Annotated in this window: 16 protein-coding genes; 13 read left to right on the plus strand and 3 right to left on the minus strand. The window is 67.2% G+C overall.

Annotated features, from left to right (window positions below; genetic code table 11):
- Positions 1–22: 22 nt before the first annotated feature.
- Both AAIO73_RS01285 and metH read left to right on the plus strand, forming a co-directional pair.
- Positions 23–1,072: a homocysteine S-methyltransferase family protein gene (locus AAIO73_RS01285; RefSeq protein ID WP_526023743.1), complete on the plus strand. Its 1,050-nt coding sequence runs from the start codon at positions 23–25 to the stop codon at positions 1,070–1,072.
- Positions 1,073–1,246: 174 nt separating this feature from the next.
- Positions 1,247–3,937 carry a methionine synthase gene (metH, locus tag AAIO73_RS01290; RefSeq protein ID WP_345875668.1) on the plus strand — a complete coding sequence of 897 codons (2,691 nt, stop codon included), beginning with the start codon at positions 1,247–1,249 and terminating at the stop codon, positions 3,935–3,937.
- On the opposite strand, the gene AAIO73_RS01295 is transcribed toward metH, so the two are convergent.
- Genes AAIO73_RS01295 through AAIO73_RS01305 form a run of 3 tightly spaced genes read right to left on the minus strand, consistent with a single transcriptional unit; the run spans position 3,924 to position 5,625 of the window.
- Complete coding sequence (locus tag AAIO73_RS01295) at positions 3,924–4,715, minus strand: hydrolase 1, exosortase A system-associated (protein ID WP_345875669.1); 792 nt, start codon at positions 4,713–4,715, stop codon at positions 3,924–3,926. The genes metH and AAIO73_RS01295 overlap by 14 nt on opposite strands.
- Entirely contained in the window at positions 4,700–5,356 is a 657-nt protein-coding gene (locus tag AAIO73_RS01300) for an alpha/beta hydrolase family protein (protein WP_345875670.1), read from the minus strand. The genes AAIO73_RS01295 and AAIO73_RS01300 overlap by 16 nt, the downstream gene beginning before the upstream one ends.
- Positions 5,353–5,625, minus strand: a complete 273-nt coding sequence (locus tag AAIO73_RS01305) for an acyl carrier protein (RefSeq protein ID WP_345875671.1) — start codon at positions 5,623–5,625, stop codon at positions 5,353–5,355. Before AAIO73_RS01305 ends, AAIO73_RS01300 begins: the two co-directional genes overlap by 4 nt.
- Positions 5,626–5,958: 333 nt before the next feature.
- Between AAIO73_RS01305 and AAIO73_RS01310 the strand changes: the two genes are divergently transcribed.
- The 11 genes from AAIO73_RS01310 (at position 5,959) to xrtA (ending at position 19,560) form a co-directional block, all read left to right on the plus strand.
- The gene (locus AAIO73_RS01310; RefSeq protein ID WP_345875672.1) at positions 5,959–7,452 is read left to right on the plus strand and encodes an AMP-binding protein; all 1,494 of its coding nucleotides are present in this window, start codon (positions 5,959–5,961) and stop codon (positions 7,450–7,452) included.
- Complete coding sequence (locus AAIO73_RS01315; RefSeq protein WP_345875673.1) at positions 7,449–8,681, plus strand: pyridoxal-dependent decarboxylase, exosortase A system-associated; 1,233 nt, start codon at positions 7,449–7,451, stop codon at positions 8,679–8,681. Before AAIO73_RS01310 ends, AAIO73_RS01315 begins: the two co-directional genes overlap by 4 nt.
- 136 nt (positions 8,682–8,817) lie before the next feature.
- A complete protein-coding gene (locus tag AAIO73_RS01320) occupies positions 8,818–9,450 on the plus strand; it encodes an XrtA/PEP-CTERM system exopolysaccharide export protein (RefSeq protein ID WP_345875674.1) in 633 nt (210 codons plus the stop codon).
- Position 9,451: 1 nt separating this feature from the next.
- Positions 9,452–10,975 (plus strand): XrtA system polysaccharide chain length determinant, encoded by a 1,524-nt coding sequence (locus tag AAIO73_RS01325; RefSeq protein ID WP_345875675.1) that lies wholly within the window; start codon positions 9,452–9,454, stop codon positions 10,973–10,975.
- Between the two features lie 16 nt (positions 10,976–10,991).
- Positions 10,992–11,882: an AAA family ATPase gene (locus tag AAIO73_RS01330; protein ID WP_345875676.1), complete on the plus strand. Its 891-nt coding sequence runs from the start codon at positions 10,992–10,994 to the stop codon at positions 11,880–11,882.
- Complete coding sequence (locus AAIO73_RS01335; RefSeq protein WP_345875677.1) at positions 11,882–13,486, plus strand: hypothetical protein; 1,605 nt, start codon at positions 11,882–11,884, stop codon at positions 13,484–13,486. Before AAIO73_RS01330 ends, AAIO73_RS01335 begins: the two co-directional genes overlap by 1 nt.
- Before the next feature lie 407 nt (positions 13,487–13,893).
- Positions 13,894–15,015, plus strand: a complete 1,122-nt coding sequence (locus AAIO73_RS01340) for an ExeA family protein (protein WP_345875678.1) — start codon at positions 13,894–13,896, stop codon at positions 15,013–15,015.
- Positions 15,016–15,024: 9 nt separating this feature from the next.
- Positions 15,025–15,864 carry an XrtA system polysaccharide deacetylase gene (locus AAIO73_RS01345; RefSeq protein ID WP_345875679.1) on the plus strand — a complete coding sequence of 280 codons (840 nt, stop codon included), beginning with the start codon at positions 15,025–15,027 and terminating at the stop codon, positions 15,862–15,864.
- Between the two features lie 32 nt (positions 15,865–15,896).
- On the plus strand, positions 15,897–16,910 hold the full coding sequence (locus AAIO73_RS01350; protein WP_345875680.1) for a FemAB family XrtA/PEP-CTERM system-associated protein: 1,014 nt from the start codon (positions 15,897–15,899) through the stop codon (positions 16,908–16,910).
- Complete coding sequence (locus tag AAIO73_RS01355) at positions 16,907–18,043, plus strand: TIGR03087 family PEP-CTERM/XrtA system glycosyltransferase (protein WP_345875681.1); 1,137 nt, start codon at positions 16,907–16,909, stop codon at positions 18,041–18,043. The genes AAIO73_RS01350 and AAIO73_RS01355 overlap by 4 nt, the downstream gene beginning before the upstream one ends.
- Positions 18,040–19,560: an exosortase A gene (gene xrtA / locus AAIO73_RS01360; protein WP_345875682.1), complete on the plus strand. Its 1,521-nt coding sequence runs from the start codon at positions 18,040–18,042 to the stop codon at positions 19,558–19,560. Before AAIO73_RS01355 ends, xrtA begins: the two co-directional genes overlap by 4 nt.

The following is a 19,560-nucleotide window of genomic DNA, read 5'->3' on the forward strand; positions in this document are numbered from 1 at the left end:
CCGAAGGTTCGAAGGAAGACTCATGATTTCCGCCCGCGAACGGCTGAACGCCGAAGCTGCCAAGCGCGTCCTCATCACCGATGGCGCGTTCGGCACCGAAATCCAGAACTGGAAATTGTCGGAGGCCGATTATGCCGGCAGCCTGTCGCTTGGCCATGACCAGAAGGGTAATAACGACATCCTGGCGATCACCAAGCCCGAGGTGCCGGAGACGATCACCCGCGCCTATCTGGACGCCGGGTCGGATATCGTGTCGACCAATACTTTCAGCGCCAACCTGATCAGTCAGGCCGATTACGGCGCCGGAACGCTGGTCGCCGACATCAACGTCCAGAGTGCGCGGATCGCGCGGGCGTTGGCCGACGATTACGCGGCGCGTGACGGGCGGCCGCGCTTCGTCGCCGGGGCGATCGGACCGACCAACAAGACGCTGTCGCTATCGCCCGACGTCAACGATCCGGGCTATCGCGAAATCGATTTCGATTATCTGAAGAACGTCTATCGCGAACAGATCGACGCGTTGGTCGACGGCGGCGTTGATTTCGTGCTGATCGAAACGGTGTTCGACACGCTGAATGCCAAGGCGGGCGTGATGGCGGCGATCGAGGCGGGGCAAGCGCTCGGTCGTGATCTGCCGATCATGTTGTCGATGACGCTGACCGACCTGTCGGGACGCAACCTGTCGGGGCATACGGTCGAGGCGTTCTGGCACGCGATTCGACATGCTAAGCCGGTGACGATCGGGCTGAATTGCTCGTTCGGGGCGGAGCAGCTGCGCCCGCATGTGAAGACGCTGTCGGATATCTGCGACACGCTGATCATGGTCTATCCCAATGCCGGGCTGCCCAACGAGTTGGGTGCCTATGACGAGGCACCAGCGACGACGGCGGCGCTGGTTGGCGACTGGGCCGATCATGGACAGGTCAACGTGCTGGGCGGTTGCTGCGGATCGACGCCCGCGCATATCAAGGCGATGGCCGAACGGGTGAAGGGTGTCGCCCCGCGCAAGGTGCCGAACGTGCCGGTGCAAACGCGGCTTGCCGGGCTGGAGCCGTTCACCATGGCGGCGTAGAGGCCGTTTCCGGGAGAGGGCATCAGATCCTCGCGGGCACGGTGAGGGGGACCATCTGCAGGATGGTGGAGGGGGGTCTCCGCCATTGCTACCGTTTCGTTTGAGGAGGCCCCCCTCCACCATGCATCGCATGGTCCCCCTCCCCGCGGAGCGGGGAGGATTTGAGAAACCTCTATGACCAACGCCTCGACCAATTTCGTCAATATCGGCGAACGGACCAACGTGACCGGTTCTGCGCGCTTCAAGAAACTGGTGATGGCCGGCGACTATGCCGCGGCGGTTCAGGTCGCGCTGCAACAGGTCGAGAGCGGGGCGCAGGTGCTCGACGTCAATATGGACGAGGGGCTGCTCGACGCGCATCATGCGATGACGACCTTCCTGAAGCTCATTCAGGCCGAGCCGGACATCGCCCGCATTCCGGTGATGGTCGACAGCTCGAAATGGGACGTGATCGAGGCGGGGCTGAAATGCGTCAGCGGCAAGCCCATCGTTAATTCAATCAGCATGAAGGAAGGCGAGGATCAGTTCCTCCGCCATGCCCGCATCTGCATGAATTATGGTGCGGCGGTCGTGGTCATGGCGTTCGACGAGGTCGGGCAGGCCGATACGCAGGCACGCAAGGTCGAGATCTGCACCCGCGCCTACGACCTGCTGATGACCATCGGCTTTCCGCCGGAAGACATCATCTTCGATCCGAACATCTTCGCGGTGGCGACGGGGATCGAGGAACATAACAATTACGGCGTCGACTTCATCGAGGCGTGCCGTGAGATCAAGGCGCGCTGCCCGCATTGCCATATCTCGGGCGGACTATCGAACCTGTCGTTCAGCTTTCGCGGCAACGAGCCGGTGCGGCGCGCGATGCACTCGATCTTCCTCTACCATGCGATTCCGGCGGGGATGGACATGGGGATCGTTAATGCCGGACAGCTCGACGTGTACGACACGATCGACCCGGAACTGCGCACCGCGTGCGAGGATGTGATCCTCAACCGCGATCCGGGCGCGACCGACCGGCTGATCGCGCTGGCGGAAAAGTACAAGGGCACCGACGCCGTTGCCGAAAAGGCGGCGGCGGAGTGGCGTTCGCTGCCGGTGGTCAAACGGCTCGAATATGCGCTCGTCAAGGGCATCGACGCGCATGTCGTCGACGATACCGAGGAATGCCGCCAGCAATTCGCGAGGCCCATCGAGGTGATCGAAGGGCCGCTGATGGACGGGATGAACGTCGTCGGTGACCTGTTCGGATCGGGCAAGATGTTTCTGCCGCAGGTCGTGAAGTCCGCTCGCGTCATGAAGAAGGCAGTCGCTCACCTGTTGCCCTTCATCGAGGCGGCGAAGGAGCCTGGTGCGAAGGGCAAGGGCAAAATCATCATGGCGACCGTCAAGGGCGACGTGCATGACATCGGAAAGAATATCGTCGGGGTCGTGCTTCAGTGCAACGGCTTCGACGTGGTCGATCTGGGCGTGATGGTGCCGTGGACCAAGATTCTCGAGGCCGCCAACGAGAATGATGCCGACATGATCGGGCTGTCGGGCCTCATTACCCCGTCGTTGGACGAGATGGTCACCGTTGCCGAGGAGATGAAGCGCGCAGGGATGACCATGCCGCTGCTGATCGGCGGGGCGACGACGTCGAAGGTCCATACCGCGCTGCGCATTTCCCCGGCCTATGACGGGCCGATCGTCCATGTGCTCGACGCGAGCCGTGCGGTCGGGGTGGCGACGACGCTGGTCAGCGAGACCGGGCGCGACGCCTATGTCGAGCAGGTCGCAGCGGATTACGAAGCGGTGCGGATCGCGCGGGCGGGCAAGGGCCAGAGCGAACTGACCCCGATCGCTGACGCGCGGGCTAACGGATTCAAGACCGAGTTCGGCCAGAAACCCGGCGCGCCGGCCCAGCCAGGGCGGCATGTGTTCGACGACTGGGACCTGGCGGACCTGCGCGATTATATCGACTGGACGCCGTTCTTTCGGGCGTGGGAGCTCGCCGGCAACTTCCCCGCGATCCTGACCGACGAGGTCGTGGGCGAGAGCGCTTCGTCCTTGTACGAAGATGCGCAGGCTATGCTCGACCGGATCATCGCCGAAAAATGGCTGACGGCAAAGGGGGTTGCCGCACTTTGGCACTGCCGGTCGCAGGGCGACGACGTGATCGTCGACGTGCCCGCCGAACAGATCGAGCCGGCGCTGGAGGCGGGGCGGGTGTCGCCGCTGTCGGGCGTGCCGCACGATTTCGCGACGCCGTTGCAGAACAGCCATGCGACCCATGCGATCCGCATGCCGTTTCTCCGCCAGCAGGTGCAGAAGCGCGAGGGGAGGGCGAATATGTGTCTGGCCGATTTCGTCGATCCGGCCGGCGACTGGATGGGTGGGTTCGCGGTCGGCATCCATGGGATCGACCCGCATATCGCGCGGTTCAAGGCCGAGAATGACGATTATCAGGATATATTGCTGAAGGCACTGGCCGATCGGTTGGCAGAGGCGTTTGCCGAGCGGCTGCACCATCATGTGCGGACGATACTGTGGGGCTATGCGCCCGACGAGCAGCTGACCAACGAGGCGATGATCCGCGAGCAGTATCGTGGCATCCGCCCGGCGCCGGGTTATCCTGCATGTCCCGACCATAGCCAGAAACCGATCCTGTTCGAGATGCTGGGGGCGACGCAAGCCACTGGAATCACGCTGACCGACAGCTTTGCCATGCTGCCGACGGCGGCGGTGTCGGGGTTCTATTTCGGGCATCCGGACAGCGCCTATTTTGGGGTGGCACGGATCGGGCGCGACCAGCTGGAGGATTATGCGGCGCGGCGCGGGGTCAGCGTCGAGCAGGCGGAGCGGTGGCTGCGGCCTAATCTCGACTGAGCGCGGCCAGTATCCGGGCGCGCAGCCAGTCGCGGTCGGCAGGGCGAGCAAAGCTGTGGCTGGCGGAATCGTGATGGTGCAGTGGGATACGGGCGCGGAGCGGCGAAAGGTGACGAAGTTGCCACGCAGCGAAGAATGCGCGGGCGGTGTGGTCGGTTCGCGCCAGCAGGATTTCTGCGGGTACCCCGGAGCCTAGTCCTTCGAAGAAGCGATTGGTCAGGCCAGTTGGAACTCGGCGGGCGGTGGCAAGGGTGGCCAATCCGCGCGTCAGTCGGCGGAAGTTAACTCGTCCGGTCAGTAGCCGCCGCCACGCGGAGGGCGAAACCAGCCGCTGCGCATAGGTTGCGCGGATGGCAGCGGGGGGCGGCAGGTCGTTGGTCGGCTCCACCACCCATGGGTTGGCGAGTAGCAGGCGGTCGATGCCGGCCTGTGCGTGGAACAGAGCAAGGGTCGTGGCGGCGTCGCAATTGCCGAAGCCAACGATCCGCTTCGCACCGGTGGCGGCGCGCAGCCACGTCGCGGCGGCGACAAGTTCCGGTGCGGCCGACAGAAATCCGGCATTGGTCCCGGTCGAATCGCCGATGCCGCGCCGGTCGTAGCGCAGCACCGGATAGCCGGCCGCCGCGACCGACGCCGCCAGCAACGCCATGCCGCGATGCGCGCCGATGCGCAGTTCGTTGCCACCGGAGACGATGAGCAGCGCAGTGTCACCTTCGGCGGGATCAAGCGTCGCGGCGATGGTTTCCCCAGCGCAGGGGATCGTCACCAGCCGGCGCATGCGCGGCTCCATGCGGCAAGGTCGTCGGCGAGCGTGTCGGCGAGATCGCGGTCGTCGCTGGGTTCGCTGCGGCGCCATAGCGGGGCGGCGTCGATCCGCAGGTCTGCCAGGCCGGGATCGGTGCCGAGGCGGACGGTGCGCAGCGGTTGCCTACTTGCGGGCGTTGCGGTCTCCAGTTCGGCGAGCAGCGTCGTCGACACACGGTTGCCGCCAACTTCGGCAATGTCCGCGCCGCGATCGATGCCGATGCGGGTCAGTTCGCGCAGCAGCCGCGTGCCTGATTGCGGGGCGAGATGCCAACGGCCGGCGACAGCAGCATCATGGTCGAGCAGCGCGCCTGCGCGGATCGTAGCGGTGATGACCGGACGATCGCTTTCGGCCGCAAGGGCGGCGACGGCGCTGCGCCAGTCGGCAAGGGTAGCGGCTTCGGTCGGCAGCAGGCTGTCGCCCTGTCCGGGCAGATCGGGCAACAGCGCTCCGATATCGCGGGCGGCGAGCGCGCGGAGCAGGCCGACCGCGAAGGTGCGGGTGCGGTTCGCCTCCTCGAACGGGGGCAGCAGCAACAGCACGACCGGTCCGGTGGCGGGACCGAAGCGCCAAAGCGCCTCGCTGCCGCCGGGCCAGTCGTAGCGGTCGATCAAGCGGGCGCCTTGGCGCTCGCGAAGCGGACGAGCGAGCCGAAGGTCTCCATCGTGTCGCCGTCGATATCGTCGTCCTCGATCAGGATGCCGAGCCGGTCCTCCATCTCGGTCAGGACGCCCGCGACCGCCATCGAATCGAGTTCGGGCAGTGCGCCGAACAGCGGAGTCGCATCGTCGAACGCGGCGGCACGTTCGGCGGACAGGCCCAGCACGTCGCGCAACACGGCGCGGACGGTTTCCTCGGTCGACGCTGAACCCTGTGCGATCACTCAATTTCCCCTGTCGGCGATAGGGTCGCCGGATCGCGGGTGTTTAGGGGTAAGGCGGCTGGATGCCAAGGTGGCGGGTTGGGGGCCTAGAGAACAGGAAATGACCGTTCGTGCTGAGTAGGGGCTGAGCGAAGCCGAAGGTTCGTATCGAAGCACTTGAACCACGCGGTCCTTCGACACGCCATTTCGACATGCTCAATGGCTACCCAGGACGAACGCCGGGCAGTTGGGAAGCGGCAGTTTGGGCAAAAGGCATGCTGGGGTGCGCTGTCCCAGCAAGTGGCGTCCCCGCCCCCGGTTCAATCCGCCCCGCAACTGGTTTAAGGCGCGGTGATGCTTGATCCGGTTCCGCAGACGATCGACCGCTTGCCGTTGCGTGGAGACCCCGATGCGGCGGCGTTGGTCGACCGCGAGGGCATCCTGACCTTTGCCGAACTCGAAACACTGGTTGCGCGGGTGGCGGGGGGATTGCGGGGACTGCCGGCGGGGGCGCGGGTGGCGACGTGGTTGCCCAAGACGCGGCTGGCCTGCGTCATGCCATTGGCTGCGGCGCGAGCCGGACTGGTGCATGTGCCGGTCAATCCGGCGCTGAAGCGGGCGCAGGTGGCGCATATTCTGACCGATAGCGGCGCAGCGCTGCTGGTGACGCAGGCCGCACGGGTCGCGGCGCTGGGACCGGGGGATGTGCCCGCAGGATGCGCGGTCGCGACCGATGCGCCCGATGGTGTCCCGGTCGGAGCGAGCGAGGGCAACCCGGACGCGCTGGCGGCGATCCTCTATACCTCCGGATCGACCGGGCGGCCCAAGGGCGTGATGCTGAGCCACGCGAATTTGTGGCTCGGGGCGATTTCGGTCGCGCATTATCTGCGGATCGTGCCTGAGGATCGGGTGCTGGCTGTGCTGCCGCTCAGTTTCGATTATGGGCAGAACCAGTTGTTCTCGACGTGGGCGGCGGGGGGCGCGGTGGTGCCGCTCGACTATCTGACCGCGCGCGACGTGGTGAAGGCGGTCGAGCGGTTCGGGGCGACGACGCTGGCCGGTGTGCCGCCGCTATGGACGCAGTTGCTGGAGGCGGAGTGGCCGGCGGAAACGGCGGCGCGGCTGCGGCGGCTGACCAATTCGGGTGGGGCGCTGACCCCGCGGATGGTGCGGGGGTTGCGCGAGCGCTTCGTTGGTGCGGACCTGTATGCGATGTACGGGCTGACCGAGGCATTTCGCTCGACGTTTCTTGATCCCGTTCTGATAGATGCGAAGCCGGAGACGATGGGGACGGCGATCCCCTTCGCCGAGGTGGCGGTGGTGCGTTCGGACGGAAGCCGTTCCGCGCCGGACGAGCCCGGCGAACTGGTCCATGCCGGGCCGCTGGTGGCGCAAGGATATTGGCAGGATGCCGAGCGGACCGCGCTGCGGTTTCGGCCGGCGCCGGCATGGATGGCGAGCGGCGGCATGGCGGTCTGGTCGGGCGATACGGTGGCCGAAGGGACGGATGGGCTGTTGCGCTTCGTGGGACGCGATGACGAGATGATGAAGGTGGCGGGAAACCGGATCAGCCCGACCGAGGTCGAGGAAGCGGTCGAGGCCGGCGGCGAGGTCGCCGAGGCGGTGGCGGTCGGGCTGCCCGATCCACGACAGGGACAGACGATCGTCGTCGTCGCGCGCGCGGCGATCGAGGGGGCGGAGGCGGTGGTGCGCGCCCGGTTGCGCCGCGACCTGCCGAGCTTTCAGCAGCCGGCCCACTATGTCTGGGTCGAGGCGATGCCGCGCAACGCCAATGGCAAGCTCGACCGGGTGGCGGTGCGGGCGTTGGCGGAAGGAATGGTCGCATGAAGCCGGTTGGGCCAATCCCGGCGGGCTTCGCCGGGCAGTCGCGGTTGATGGTCGGCGGGATCGACTTCGATGAGGTGCTCGCTCGTGCCGGGGATACGCCGGCCTTCCTGTATGACGGCGCGGCGATCGCGGCGCGGGTGGCGCGCTTGCGGGCGGCGTTGCCGGACAAAGTCGGCGTTCATTATGCGATCAAGGCCAATCCGCATCGTGCCTTATTGGCGATGATCGGGCCACTGGTCGACGGGCTGGACGTGGCGTCTGGCGGCGAACTGGCATTGGCGCTGACCGAAAAGCCGGCGGTGGCGATCAGCTTTGCGGGACCGGGCAAGCGCGACGACGAACTGGCGGCGGCGATTGGGGCAGGCGCGACGTTGCATGTCGAGTCGGAGGGCGAGGCCGATCGAGCGCTGGCGATCGGCGATCGGCTGGGACTTGCCCCGCGCATCGCGGTGCGGGTGAACCCCGATTTCGAACTGCGCGGATCGGGGATGCGGATGGGTGGGCGTGCCTCGCCATTCGGGATCGATGCAGCGCGGGTGCCGGCGCTTGTCCAGCGGCTGGTGGCGGTCGGGGCGGACTGGCACGGTTTTCATATCTTTGCAGGGTCGCAGACGCTCGACAGCGCAGCGATCGTCGAGGCGCAGGCGGCGACGGTGACGCTGGCCGAGCGGCTGGCGGAGGAGGCGGGGGCGGTGCCGGCGTTCGTCAATCTGGGCGGCGGGTTTGGCATTCCCTATTTCGCGGGCGATGTGCCGGTCGATGTCGAGCGCGTCGGCGAGGCACTGGGCGAGCGGCTGGCGGTGCGGGGCGACGTGTTGCGCGCGACGGGGTTCGCGGTCGAACTGGGGCGCTGGCTGGTCGGGGAGGCGGGCGTCTATTGCACGCGCGTCGTCGACGTGAAAGACAGTGGCGGCGAGACGTTCGTCGTCGTCGATGGCGGGCTGCATCATCAATTGGCGGCGAGCGGCAATTTTGGCACCGTGGTGCGGCGCAACTATCCGGTGGCGGTGGCCGAGCGGATGGATGCGGCGGCGACGATGACGGCGTCGGTGGTCGGGTGCCTTTGCACCCCGCTCGACCGGCTGGCGGATCGGGTGGCGCTGCCACAGGTCGCGGTCGGCGATACGATCGTGTTGTTCCAGGCGGGTGCCTATGGCGCGACGGCCAGTCCGGCGGCGTTTCTGGGGCATCCACCGGCGCGCGAATTGCTGGTCGGGTCAGCGGGTTAACAACCGACTGTCGCAAAATGGGACAGGGTCGGCGTTTGTCGCTGTACTCAACCGGATATTTACCCCTTGGCCGGCATAGCGGGCTACAGTCCTGCGCGGTCCGTGTCGGCCGTGCGCGTTCGAACGAGGAAGTGATATGAGTTTGAAGGGTGGAGTTGCCGGGGTGGCGCTATGCGCGGTGCTGGGCGGATGCGCCGGCGGCGCGACGCGCCCCGAACTGCCGCCCGCGCCGTTCGTGCAGGCGAAGGAAGCGCCGGGCGAAGCCTATGTCATCGGGCCGCTCGACCAGCTCAGCATCTTCGTTTGGCGCAATCCCGAATTGTCGGCGAAGGTACAGGTGCGCCCCGACGGGCGGATCACCACGCCGCTGATCAACGACATGCCCGCCACCGGCAAGACGCCGGCGATGCTGGCCGACGATCTGAAGCTGGCGCTGGGCGAATATGTGAAGGACCCGCTGGTTTCGGTGATCGTCGAGAATTTCTCGGGTACGTTCAGCCAGCAGGTGCGGGTGGTCGGCGCGACCGAGAAGCCGGCGTCGCTGCCGTACCGAGCGAACATGACGCTGCTTGATGCGATGATCGCGGTGGGCGGGCTGAACCAGTACGCGGCGGGCAATCGCGCGCGGCTGGTGCGCTATGACCGGGCGACAGGCAAGCAGGAGGAGTTCGCGCTGCGCATCTCCAGCCTGCTCAAGAACGGTGACTCGAGCGCGAACGTGAAGTTGCAGCCGGGCGACGTCATCATCATCCCCGAGAGCATGTTCTAAGATGGACGGGCTGGTTGGCGAGCTGAAGCTGATCCTCCACGCGATCTGGCAGCGGCGCTGGATCGCGCTGGGCATTGCATGGGTGGTGTGTCTGGCCGGATGGCTGGTCGTCAGCCAGATTCCCAACAGCTATCAATCGACCGCGCGGGTGATGGTCGAGATGCGGCAGGTGCTGCCGGGGGCCGAGGCGGCGGTGGCGCAGAATGCGCAGGCGAAGGACATCGATCGCATTCGCCAGACGCTGACATCGGCGGTGAACCTCGAGAAGGTCGTGCGCGGCACGTCGATGGCAGAGACGATCGCCAACGACCGCGACGTGGCGGACCGGGTGGCGTCGCTGCAGAACGCGATCAAGCTGACCGCGCAGCAGGACAATCTGTTCGAGATTTCGGCGACGGCGGGCAATCCGAAGCTGGCGCGCGAGATCGTCCAGAAGATGATCGACATCTTCGTCGAAGATAATCTGGCGAGCGATCGCGACGCGACGGTGCAGTCGCTGCGCTTCCTCGACCAGCAGCTGGCGCAGCGGCAGAAGCAGCTCGCCGATGCCGAGGCACGGCGGCAGGCATTTCAGGCGCAATATATGGCGATGCTGCCCGGGACGGGGTCGCTCGACGATCGCATGTCGAACGCGCGCGCCGAGCTGGCGCAGATCGACGGCAACCTCGCGGCGGCGCAGTCGAGCCTCGCGGCGGCAAATGCGCAGCTGGCGGGCACGGCGGCGACGCTGCCGGGGACGGCGGGCACGGCAACGGTCGGGCCGGCACGTGCGCGGTTGAACGCGATCGAGGGGCAGATCGCCGAGGGACGCAGCCGGGGGTGGACCGATGCCCATCCCGACATGGTGGCGCTGAACCGGCAACTGGTAGCGGCTCGAGCGGCGGCGCGGGGCGAGGGCGGTGGCGTCAGCGGCGGCACGGCGGCGTCGCCCAACCCCTTCTACCTGCAGCTGCGCGCCACGCAGGCCGATCGGCAGGCGACGGTCGCCGAACTGACGCAGCGCAAGCAGCAGATCGAAATCCAACTGAACGGATTGCAGGCGAAGATCGCCGAGGATCCGCAGGCGGCGGCGCAGCAGTCGCAGCTCGACCGCGATATCGCGTCGCTAAAGCAGCAATATGACTCGCTGTTCCAGGACCGCGAACAGGTGCGGATTCAGAGCAGCGTACAGACCGATACCGATGCGGTGAAGTTCAGCGTGATCGATCCACCGACCCAGCCGCGCGCACCCACCGCACCGAACCGGCCGCTCTTGCTGCTGGGCGTGCTGGTCGTCGGGTTCGGCGCAGGGATCGGCGCGGCGTTCGCGCTCAGCCGGCTGAAGACAAGCTTTGCCACGGCGGCGCGGCTGGAGAAGATCAGCGGCATGCCGGTGCTGGGCGCGATCGGTGAAGTCGTGACCGATGCGGTACGCGCCGAACGCCAGCGGCGGCTGAAGCTGTTCGCGGGCGGCACGGGGGCATTGCTCGCCGCGTTCGTGCTGTTGCTCGGCGTCGAGTTCGCGCAGCGCGGGCTGGTTGCCTGAAGGGAGGACGGCCCAAGTGAACGATCAGTCGCATCGTGGCCTGCGTAGCCAATCGCTGCTCGAACGGGCGGCGGCGCGCTGGCAGATGGCGCCGGCTCCCGAGGTCCCGGCGGAACCGGTCGCGGACGTCGCGCCGGTCGCGAAAAAGCCGATGCCGGCTGCGCGCATCCGGCCGGTCGATCCGGCGAAGATCGATCGCGACGCGCTGGCCGAGGGCGGGATGCTGGTCCCCGGTGGGCCGGTGACCGCGCTGGCCGAGGAATTCCGGCTGGTGAAGCGGCAGTTGCTGGCGACCGGGGCCGATATCGCCAAGCGCGACGAGGACGCCGCGCGGATGATCCTGCTATGTTCGGCGCAGCCGGGCGATGGCAAGACCTTTTGCGCGATCAACCTCGCACTGTCGCTGGCGGCCGAGCGCGACCTGAACGTCCTGCTGGTCGATGCCGATTTCAACAAGCCCGACATTCTGGGCCGGCTGGGGCTGAAGGCGGAGCGCGGGCTGCTCGATGCGCTGGGCGATGCGAATATCGATCCCGAAACGCTGGTGATCGCGACCGACGTGCCGCAACTGTCGATCCTGCCGGCGGGGACGCGGACCAACGCCGATACCGAATTGCTCCGCAGCGACCGGGCACGGGCGGTGCTCGACGCGCTGCTGGCCGCCGACCCTGATCGCATCATCCTGTTCGATTCGCCGCCGGCACTGGCGGCGTCGCCGGCAGCGGTGTTGGCGACCCTGGTCGGGCAGACGGTGCTGGTGGTACGCGCCGATCGCAGCAGCGAAGCCGATCTACGCGAAGCAGTAGCGCTGCTCGACGGGTGCGAGGAAATCCAGTTGCTGCTCAACGCGACGACCTATCGCGCCGAGGGGCCGCGCTTCGGCTATTACGGGCAGGAACAGGATTGATGATTCGCGCGGCGGTCCTGCCGGCGTTGATCGCGGCCGCCGCGCCGGCACAAGCGCAGCGCGTCGATGTCAGCCCCTATATCGAGGTCGGACAGGCGGTTGCCGCCGACCTGACCGACGGCGATGTCGTGACCTATACGCAGGTGACCGCCGGCATCGATGCACAGGTCACGACGCAGCGCGTGCAGGTGCAGGCCAATTACCAGTATCAGCGGATTTTCGACTGGGGCAGCGATTTCGGCGGCGGTGAGATCCATTCGGGGCTGGCGCGCGCCAATGTCGCGATCACGCGCTGGCTGAACCTCGAGGGTCGCGCGATCGCGACGCGGGCGAGGGGCGACCAGCGCGGCGGCGGGTTCGGACCGTTCGTCAACGCCAGCAACGTCAACACCGCGCAGGTGTACGGACTTTATGCCGGACCGACGATTGCGACGCGGGTCGGGCCGTTCGCGGTCAACGGCACCTATCAGTTCGGCTATGTGAAGGCCGAGGCACCGGGCGCGATCGACCTCGCGCCGGGGCAGCGCCGGATCGATTATTTCGACGAAGCGACCAGCCATCTAGTGACGGGCAGCGCCGGCACGCGCGCGGGCACGATCCTGCCGATCGGCTTCACCGTGTCGGGCGCGTGGCTGCGCGAGGATGCAGGCCAACTCGCCCAGAAATTCGAGGGCGCGTACGGCCGGGTCGATGCGGTGCTGCCGCTCAGCCGGACGTTCGCGGTGGTCGGTGGCGTCGGCTATGAAAAGATCGAGGTGACGCAGCGCGATCCGCTGCTCGATGCGCAGGGGCAGCCGGTGCTCGACGGCGCGGGGCGGTTCGTGACCGATCCCGCGTCGGCGCCGCGCATCGCTTATGATACCGACGGGTTGATCTGGGACGCGGGGGTGTTGTGGCGGCCGTCGCCGCGTACCGCGCTGGAGGCGCGGCTGGGCCGGCGCTATGGATCGATGAGCTATACCGCGTCGCTGCAATGGCAGACGGGTCCGGGCGCGGCGGTGCAGGTCGGCGTGTATGACAGCGTCACCACCTTCGGCCGGCAGCTGACGGGATCGCTGGCGCAACTGCCGATCAACTATATCGACGGGCAGGACCCGTTCGGCGCGCGCTATGGCGGATGCGTGTTCGGCGGCGGGGTGACGCCCGAGGGGCAGTCGAACGCTGGCGCATGCCTGACCCCCGTCTTCCAGTCGATCAGCGCGGCGACCTTCCGCGCGCGCGGAATCGATGCGGTCTATTCGATCACGCGTGGGCCGACCCGGCTCGGGCTGGGTGCGGGCTATGCCAGCCGGCGCTTCTACCTCCCGCCGGTGCCGGGGGCGGTCGTCTATCGATCGCGCGACGAGAGTTACTATGTCCAGGGTTTCGGACAGTGGGCGGTCGACGGCCGGTCTTCGATCGGCGTCGACGTTTATGGCAATTATTTCGTCAGCGGGATCGAGGGCGGACTGGACGCATGGGGTGCCGGAGCGCAGGGCGGCTATTATCGCCGCTTCGGGCGTGCCTATGGCAGTCTGACGGCGGGGCTGTATGGGTTCGACGTCGAGGGCGCGGAGTCCGATGTGATCGCGCAGGCGTTGCTGGGGGTCGGGTATCGGTTCTGAAACTTGACGATATCAACCCTATCCGTTTGTCCTGAGTAGCTGTTGAGCTTGTCGAAACAGCGTATCGAAGGACGGTTCGGGGCGGGTGCTTCGATACGGGTCTTCGACTTCGCTCAGCCCCTACTCAGCACGAACGGATTAGCGCTATGTCACCATGCTTCAAGGTGAAGGGATAACGCCGCGCACCTCACGTTATTCCCGCGCAGGCGGGAATCCATATCCGCGGACGATCGCGCAAAATCGGCTACGTTGCCTATAGGGACGCCCGCCTCAGCGGGAGCGACGAAAGCGAAATCCCGCGATCTTCAACGGCTTGCGGTGCATTTGCGGCGGACACATTCGCCCCGACGCAAAATTTTAAGAAGAATAAACCGATCGGGGTTATACAACTCCCAACGGAGATGTTGATGTACGACGATCACTATGGCCTGACCGGTCGCCCGTTCCAGCTGACGCCCGATCCGGCCTTCTGGTTCGATACCGCGACGCATCGCAAGGCGATGGCGTATCTCGGCTATGGATTGAGCCAGGGCGAGGGTTTCATCGTCATCACCGGCGATCCGGGCACCGGCAAGACGACGCTGCTCGGCCATTTGATGCGAACGATCGATGCCGCGCGGCTGAACGTCATCCGGATCGTGACGACGCAGATCGAGGCCGACGACCTGTTGCGGCTGGTCGCCTCTGGGCTGGACGTCGACCATGACGGGCTGACCAAGGCGCAGTTGCTGAGCGGAATCGAACGCGGGCTGCACAATGTCGCGCGGTCGGGGCGGCGGACGCTGCTGGTGATCGACGAGGCGCAGTCGCTGCCGGTCGGGTCGATCGAAGAATTGCGGATGCTGTCGAATTTTCAGGCGGGCGGATACGCGCTGCTGCAGATTTTCCTGCTCGGCCAGCCCGAATTCCGTCAGCGGCTACACGGATCGGACCGGCTGGAGCAGCTGCGCCAGCGGGTGATCGCGATGCATCACCTCGACCCGATGGAGGTAGAGGAAGTCGGACCGTATCTGGAACACCGGCTGCGCGTGGTCGGATGGAGCGGCAGTCCCAGTTTCTCGCCCGATGCGCTGGAAGCACTGCATCGCTGGTCGGGCGGGATCCCGCGGCGATTGAACCAGTTGGCCAGCCGGGTGCTGTTGTTCGGTGCGATCGAGGGGATCGACCGGTTCGGCGCGCTGGACGTCGAGAATGTGATCGCCGATTTGGACAAGGACGGGCTGGGCAGTCGGGCGGGCGATGCCGAGGCGGACGAGCCGACGTCGTTCGGCGATGCCGAACCGCGGCCGATGACGCCGGCGCCGCCGCCGATGCCGCCGCGTCCGATCCATTTGTCGGTGGTCGAGACCGGGCAGCGGCCGGCACCGCCGGTCGCCGAGACCGAGGCGTTGCTGGCGCGGATCGAGTCGCTCGAAGCGCGGTTGGAGCAACAAGATCTGGCGCTGCGCCGGGTGCTGACGCTGCTGGTCGACTGGGTCGAGGGCGAGCAGCGCCGGCCCGACCTGACGTCCGTGCGCGTCGCCGGCTGAGGTTTCCCCATGCGCAACGCGATGTCGGTCGACGTCGAGGACTGGTTTCAGGTCGGCGCGTTCGAAACGGTCATCGACCGGCGCGACTGGGACGGGCTGGAACACCGGGTCGAGGCGAATACCGATGCGGTGCTCGACCTGTTCGCCGTTGCCGGAGTCACCGCGACCTTCTTCACGCTCGGTTGGGTGGCGGATCGGTTTCCGGCGCTGATGCAGCGGATCGTGGCCGGGGGGCATGAACTGGCCAGCCATGGCTGGGATCATAAGCGCGTCTTTACGATGACGGCGGACCAGTTTCGCGACGATCTGGCGCGGGCGCGGAAGGCGTTGGAGGATGCCGGCGGGCAGGCGGTGACCGGCTATCGCGCGCCGAGTTTCTCGATCGACGCGCGGACGCCATGGGCGCATGGCGTGCTGGCCGATGCCGGCTATGCCTATTCGTCGTCGGTCGCGCCGCTGACCCACGACCATTATGGCTGGGCGGGGGCACCGCGTGGACTGTACCGGCCGGTGGCGGGCAGCGCGCTGATCGAGTGGCCGATCACGCTGGCGAAGGTACTGGGGCGCGATGTGTCGGCGGGGGGCGGCTTTTTCCGGCTGCTGCCGAACAAGGTCGTCGAGGACGCGGTGGTACGCAGCAACCGGGTGGAGGCGCATCCGGCGATGTTCTATTTCCATCCGTGGGAGATCGACCCGGGCCAGCCGCGCGTCGCCAATGCACCGCTGAAGTCGAAGTTGCGCCATTATCCGCGGCTGGGGGCGATGGCGGGCAAGCTGGAACGGCTGATGGCACGGCATGACTGGGGCCGGGCCGATGCGATCGTCGCCGAGCGCGCGGTCGCGCTGTGAGCCTGCGCGTCCGGCGGGCTGATTTGGGGGATGTGGCCGAGCGGGCGCGGATCGTGGCGTTCGTCGCGGCGCGGGCCGGGGCCACCCCCTTTCACCTGCCGGCGTGGGGCGAGGCGACGGCGGCGGGGTGCGGGCAGGCGTATCGCATGTTGCTCGCCGAGGAGGCGGGGGTGCTGGCCGGTCTGGTGCCGCTGACCCATGTGCGATCGCCGTTGTTCGGGGCGGCGCTGGTATCGACCGGCTTCGGGGTCGGTGGCGGGGTGCTGGGCGATGGCGCGGCGGCGCGGATGCTGGCCGAGGCGGCGGTCGGCGTCGCGCGCGAACTGGGCTGTCCGACGATCGAGATGCGCGGCGGGGCGGCGATCGCTGCGCCGGGCTGGACGTTCGACGATACGCGCTATCTGGGCTTCGTAAGGCCCCTGGCGGCGGACGACGATGCGGAGTTGCTGGCGATCCCACGCAAGCAGCGCGCCGATGTGCGCAAGGCGCTGGCCGCACCGTTCGAGGTGGCGATCGGGCGTGATCCAGCAGCGTTGGCCGAGCATTTTCGGGTCTATGGCACCTCAGTACGCAATCTTGGGACGCCAGTGTTTCCGAGGGCGCTTTTCCGCGAGGTCGTGGCGGCGTTCGGAGAGGATGCGGATGTGCTGACCATCCGCCATGCGGGGCGGGCGGTGGCGAGCGTGCTGTCGATCTATTGGCGGGGAACGGTCTATCCCTATTGGGGCGGCGGGACGGTCGAGGCGCGGGGACTGCGCGCGAACGAGCGGATGTATTTCGAACTGATGCGGCATGCGCGGGCGCGCGGGTGCGAGCGGTTCGATTTCGGGCGGTCGAAGGTCGGGACCGGGCCGGCGGCATACAAGAAGAATTGGGGCTTTGTCGGCGAACCGCTCGGCTATCCGACCTGGACCGCCGATGGTGCCGCGCCGCGCGATGCCAGCCCGCTCAACCCTAAATACCGGCTGAAGATCGCGGCGTGGCAGAAGCTGCCGCTGGCGGTGTCGAACCGAGTCGGGCCTTGGATCGCGAAGGGGCTGGGGTGAGCGACATCCTGTTCCTTGCCCACCGCGTGCCCTATCCCCCCGATCGCGGTGACAAGGTGCGCAGCCATCATGTGATGCGGCATTTGTCGACGCGGGGGCGGGTGCATCTCGCGGCGTTTGCCGACGATCCGCGCGATCTGGGCCATGACGACGCGCTGAAGCAATGGTGCGCGAGCGCGGTGGTGGTGCCTCGGACCAAGGGCAATGCGCGCGCGGCGGTCGAGGCGCTGGCGAGCGGACGGCCGGTGTCGCTGACCGCGTTCGATCATAGCGCAATGCGGGCGGCGGTGGCGCGGTTGCTGGCCGAACGGCGTTACGATGCGATCTATGTCTATTCGGGGCAGATGGCGCAGTATCTGCCGGCCGATACGCGCTTCGTGATGGATTTCGTCGACCTCGATTCGGCGAAGTTCGCCGCCTATGCCGAGGATGCGCGCGGGCCGATGCGATGGATGATGCGGCGCGAGGCGCGTCTGCTGGAGGCGTTCGAGCGGGTCGTGGCGGCGCGGGCGGAGGCGACGCTGTTTGTGAGTGCGGCGGAGGCGGCGTTGTTCGGCGGGCAGGCGCAGGCGGTCGAGAACGGGATCGATACCGGTTTTTTCGATCCGGCGGCGGTTGCGCCGGTGGCGGAGGCGGGGCCGCTGATCGTGTTTACCGGGCAGATGGATTACCGGCCGAACATCGATGCGGTGCGCTGGTTCGTGAACGAGGTGCTGCCGAAGGTGCCGGGGCGGTTCGCGATCGTCGGGCGTAGTCCCGCGGCGGCGGTGCGGGCGCTGGCGGGCGAGCGGGTCATCGTGACCGGAGAGGTCGCCGATGTGCGCGGCTGGATCGCGGCGGCGGACGTCGTCGTGGCGCCGCTGCTGCTGGCGCGCGGTGTGCAGAACAAGGTGCTGGAGGCGATGGCGATGGCGCGGCCGGTCGTCGCGTCGATTGTGGCGGCGGAGGGGATCGATCATGACGGGTCGATCCGTGTCGCGGCGGATGCCGTAGATTTCGTTGGCGAAATTAGCAGGTTGCTGAACGATCCTGCCACGGCGTCTGCGCTGGGGCAGGCGGCGCGGGCGCGGACGATCGCGCGTTATGGATGGGATGCGCGGCTGGCGCCGCTGGCTGGATTGCTGGGGCTGTGAGCAGCCTTGCGCTCGATCGTCCGGCGCAATCGCTGACGCCCGAATGGCGGCGGTCGCTGGTCGCGCTTGGCGGAATCTGGGCGGCGCTGCTGTTGATCTTTCGCCGCGAAGTGGGCGACGTGGTCGAGATCTGGTGGAATTCGACCACCTATGGCCATTGCCTGTTCGTGCCGCCGATCATCGGCTGGCTGGTGTGGCAGCGGCGGCGCGAGGTGCTGGCGTTGCAGCCTGGGGCGTGGTGGCCGGGACTGGCGATCGTCGTCGCGGGCGGGTTTGCCTGGCTAGTCGGCGAGGCGGCGGCGGTGGCGCTGTTCCGGCATGTCGGGCTGGTGATGCTGCTGCAGGGGGCGGTGGTCACACTGCTCGGACCGCGGGTTGCACGCGGGCTGCTGTTTCCGCTCGGCTACATGTTCTTCCTCGTCCCGTTCGGCGATTTCATGGAGCCGTGGCTGCAATCGGTGACGGTCGCGCTGACGATGCCGATCCTGCACGTGCTGGGCGTGCCAGCGAGCGTGGACGGGGTGCTCATCACCATTCCGAACGGCTATTTCGAGGTGGCCGAGGCATGTTCGGGCGCGAAGTTCGTCATCGCGATGATCGCCTACGGCGCGCTGGTCGCCAATGTCTGTTACGTCGCATGGGGCCGGCGGGCGGGGTTCATGGCGCTGGCGCTGGTAGCACCGGTATTGGCCAATGGCGTGCGCGCGGCGGGGACGATCTATGCCGCGCACCTGACCTCGGTCGCGGCAGCAACGGGGTTCGATCATATCGTCTATGGCTGGGTCTTCTTCGCACTGACCATGGCGGGCGTGCTGGCGATCGGATGGCGCTGGTTCGATCGCGATCCCGATGCGCCGTGGTTCGACGTCGCGCGAGTGCAGGCGATGCCGATGGGCGTCGCCGATTGGTCGATGGCGGCGGGCGCTGTGCTGGGCATCGCTGTCGCCTTTGCCGCATGGGGATGGGTGATCGACAGCCGCGCCGATCGCCTGCCCGAGCGGATCGAATTGCCGAGCGTGCCGGGGTGGCAGCGGATCGCGATTACCGGCGAGCCATGGGTGCCGAATTATCCGGGTGCCGATCATTTCCTGATCGGCCGGTACGGCGATGCGAGCGGGCGCAGCGTCGACATGGCGATTGCGGTCTATGCGGCGCAGGGCGAAGGGCATGAGCTGGTTGGCTTCGGGCAGGGGCCGATCCGCGAGAATGACCGCTGGGTGCGGATCGCCGACAACCCGCCAATTGCCGGCAGCGCGACGCTGCGGATGGCGGCGCCTGGGCCCGTCGAGCGCGAGGTCGCGACATGGTATCGGATCGGATCGGTCACCACCGGCAGCGAGGATCGGGTGAAGCTGGAAACGCTGAAGGCACGGATGCTGGGCGGACCGCAACGGGGCGTGGCGGTGCTGTTGTCGGCAGAGAAGGGCGTGGGCGATCCACGTGCCGCCATCACCGACTTCCTGCGTGCCGCCGGACCGGTCGACGCCATTGGCGATCGCGCGGCGGGAGCAAACTGA

The sequence above is a fragment of the Sphingomonas epibiotica genome (assembly GCF_039615155.1).
Lineage (GTDB): Bacteria > Pseudomonadota > Alphaproteobacteria > Sphingomonadales > Sphingomonadaceae > Sphingomonas.

Bases quoted from the DNA above. Each gene is read 5' to 3' on its own strand.
- AAIO73_RS01325 (WP_345875675.1), top strand. From the start codon at position 9,452: ATGGACGGGCTGGTTGGCGAGCTGAAGCTGATCCTCCACGCGATCTGG.
- AAIO73_RS01335 (WP_345875677.1), top strand. From the start codon at position 11,882: ATGATTCGCGCGGCGGTCCTGCCGGCGTTGATCGCGGCCGCCGCGCCG.
- metH (WP_345875668.1), top strand. From the start codon at position 1,247: ATGACCAACGCCTCGACCAATTTCGTCAATATCGGCGAACGGACCAAC.
- AAIO73_RS01320 (WP_345875674.1), top strand. From the start codon at position 8,818: ATGAGTTTGAAGGGTGGAGTTGCCGGGGTGGCGCTATGCGCGGTGCTG.
- AAIO73_RS01285 (WP_526023743.1), top strand. From the start codon at position 23: ATGATTTCCGCCCGCGAACGGCTGAACGCCGAAGCTGCCAAGCGCGTC.
- AAIO73_RS01315 (WP_345875673.1), top strand. From the start codon at position 7,449: ATGAAGCCGGTTGGGCCAATCCCGGCGGGCTTCGCCGGGCAGTCGCGG.
- AAIO73_RS01295 (WP_345875669.1), bottom strand. From the start codon at position 4,715: ATGCGCCGGCTGGTGACGATCCCCTGCGCTGGGGAAACCATCGCCGCG.
- AAIO73_RS01340 (WP_345875678.1), top strand. From the start codon at position 13,894: ATGTACGACGATCACTATGGCCTGACCGGTCGCCCGTTCCAGCTGACG.
- AAIO73_RS01310 (WP_345875672.1), top strand. From the start codon at position 5,959: ATGCTTGATCCGGTTCCGCAGACGATCGACCGCTTGCCGTTGCGTGGA.
- AAIO73_RS01345 (WP_345875679.1), top strand. From the start codon at position 15,025: ATGCGCAACGCGATGTCGGTCGACGTCGAGGACTGGTTTCAGGTCGGC.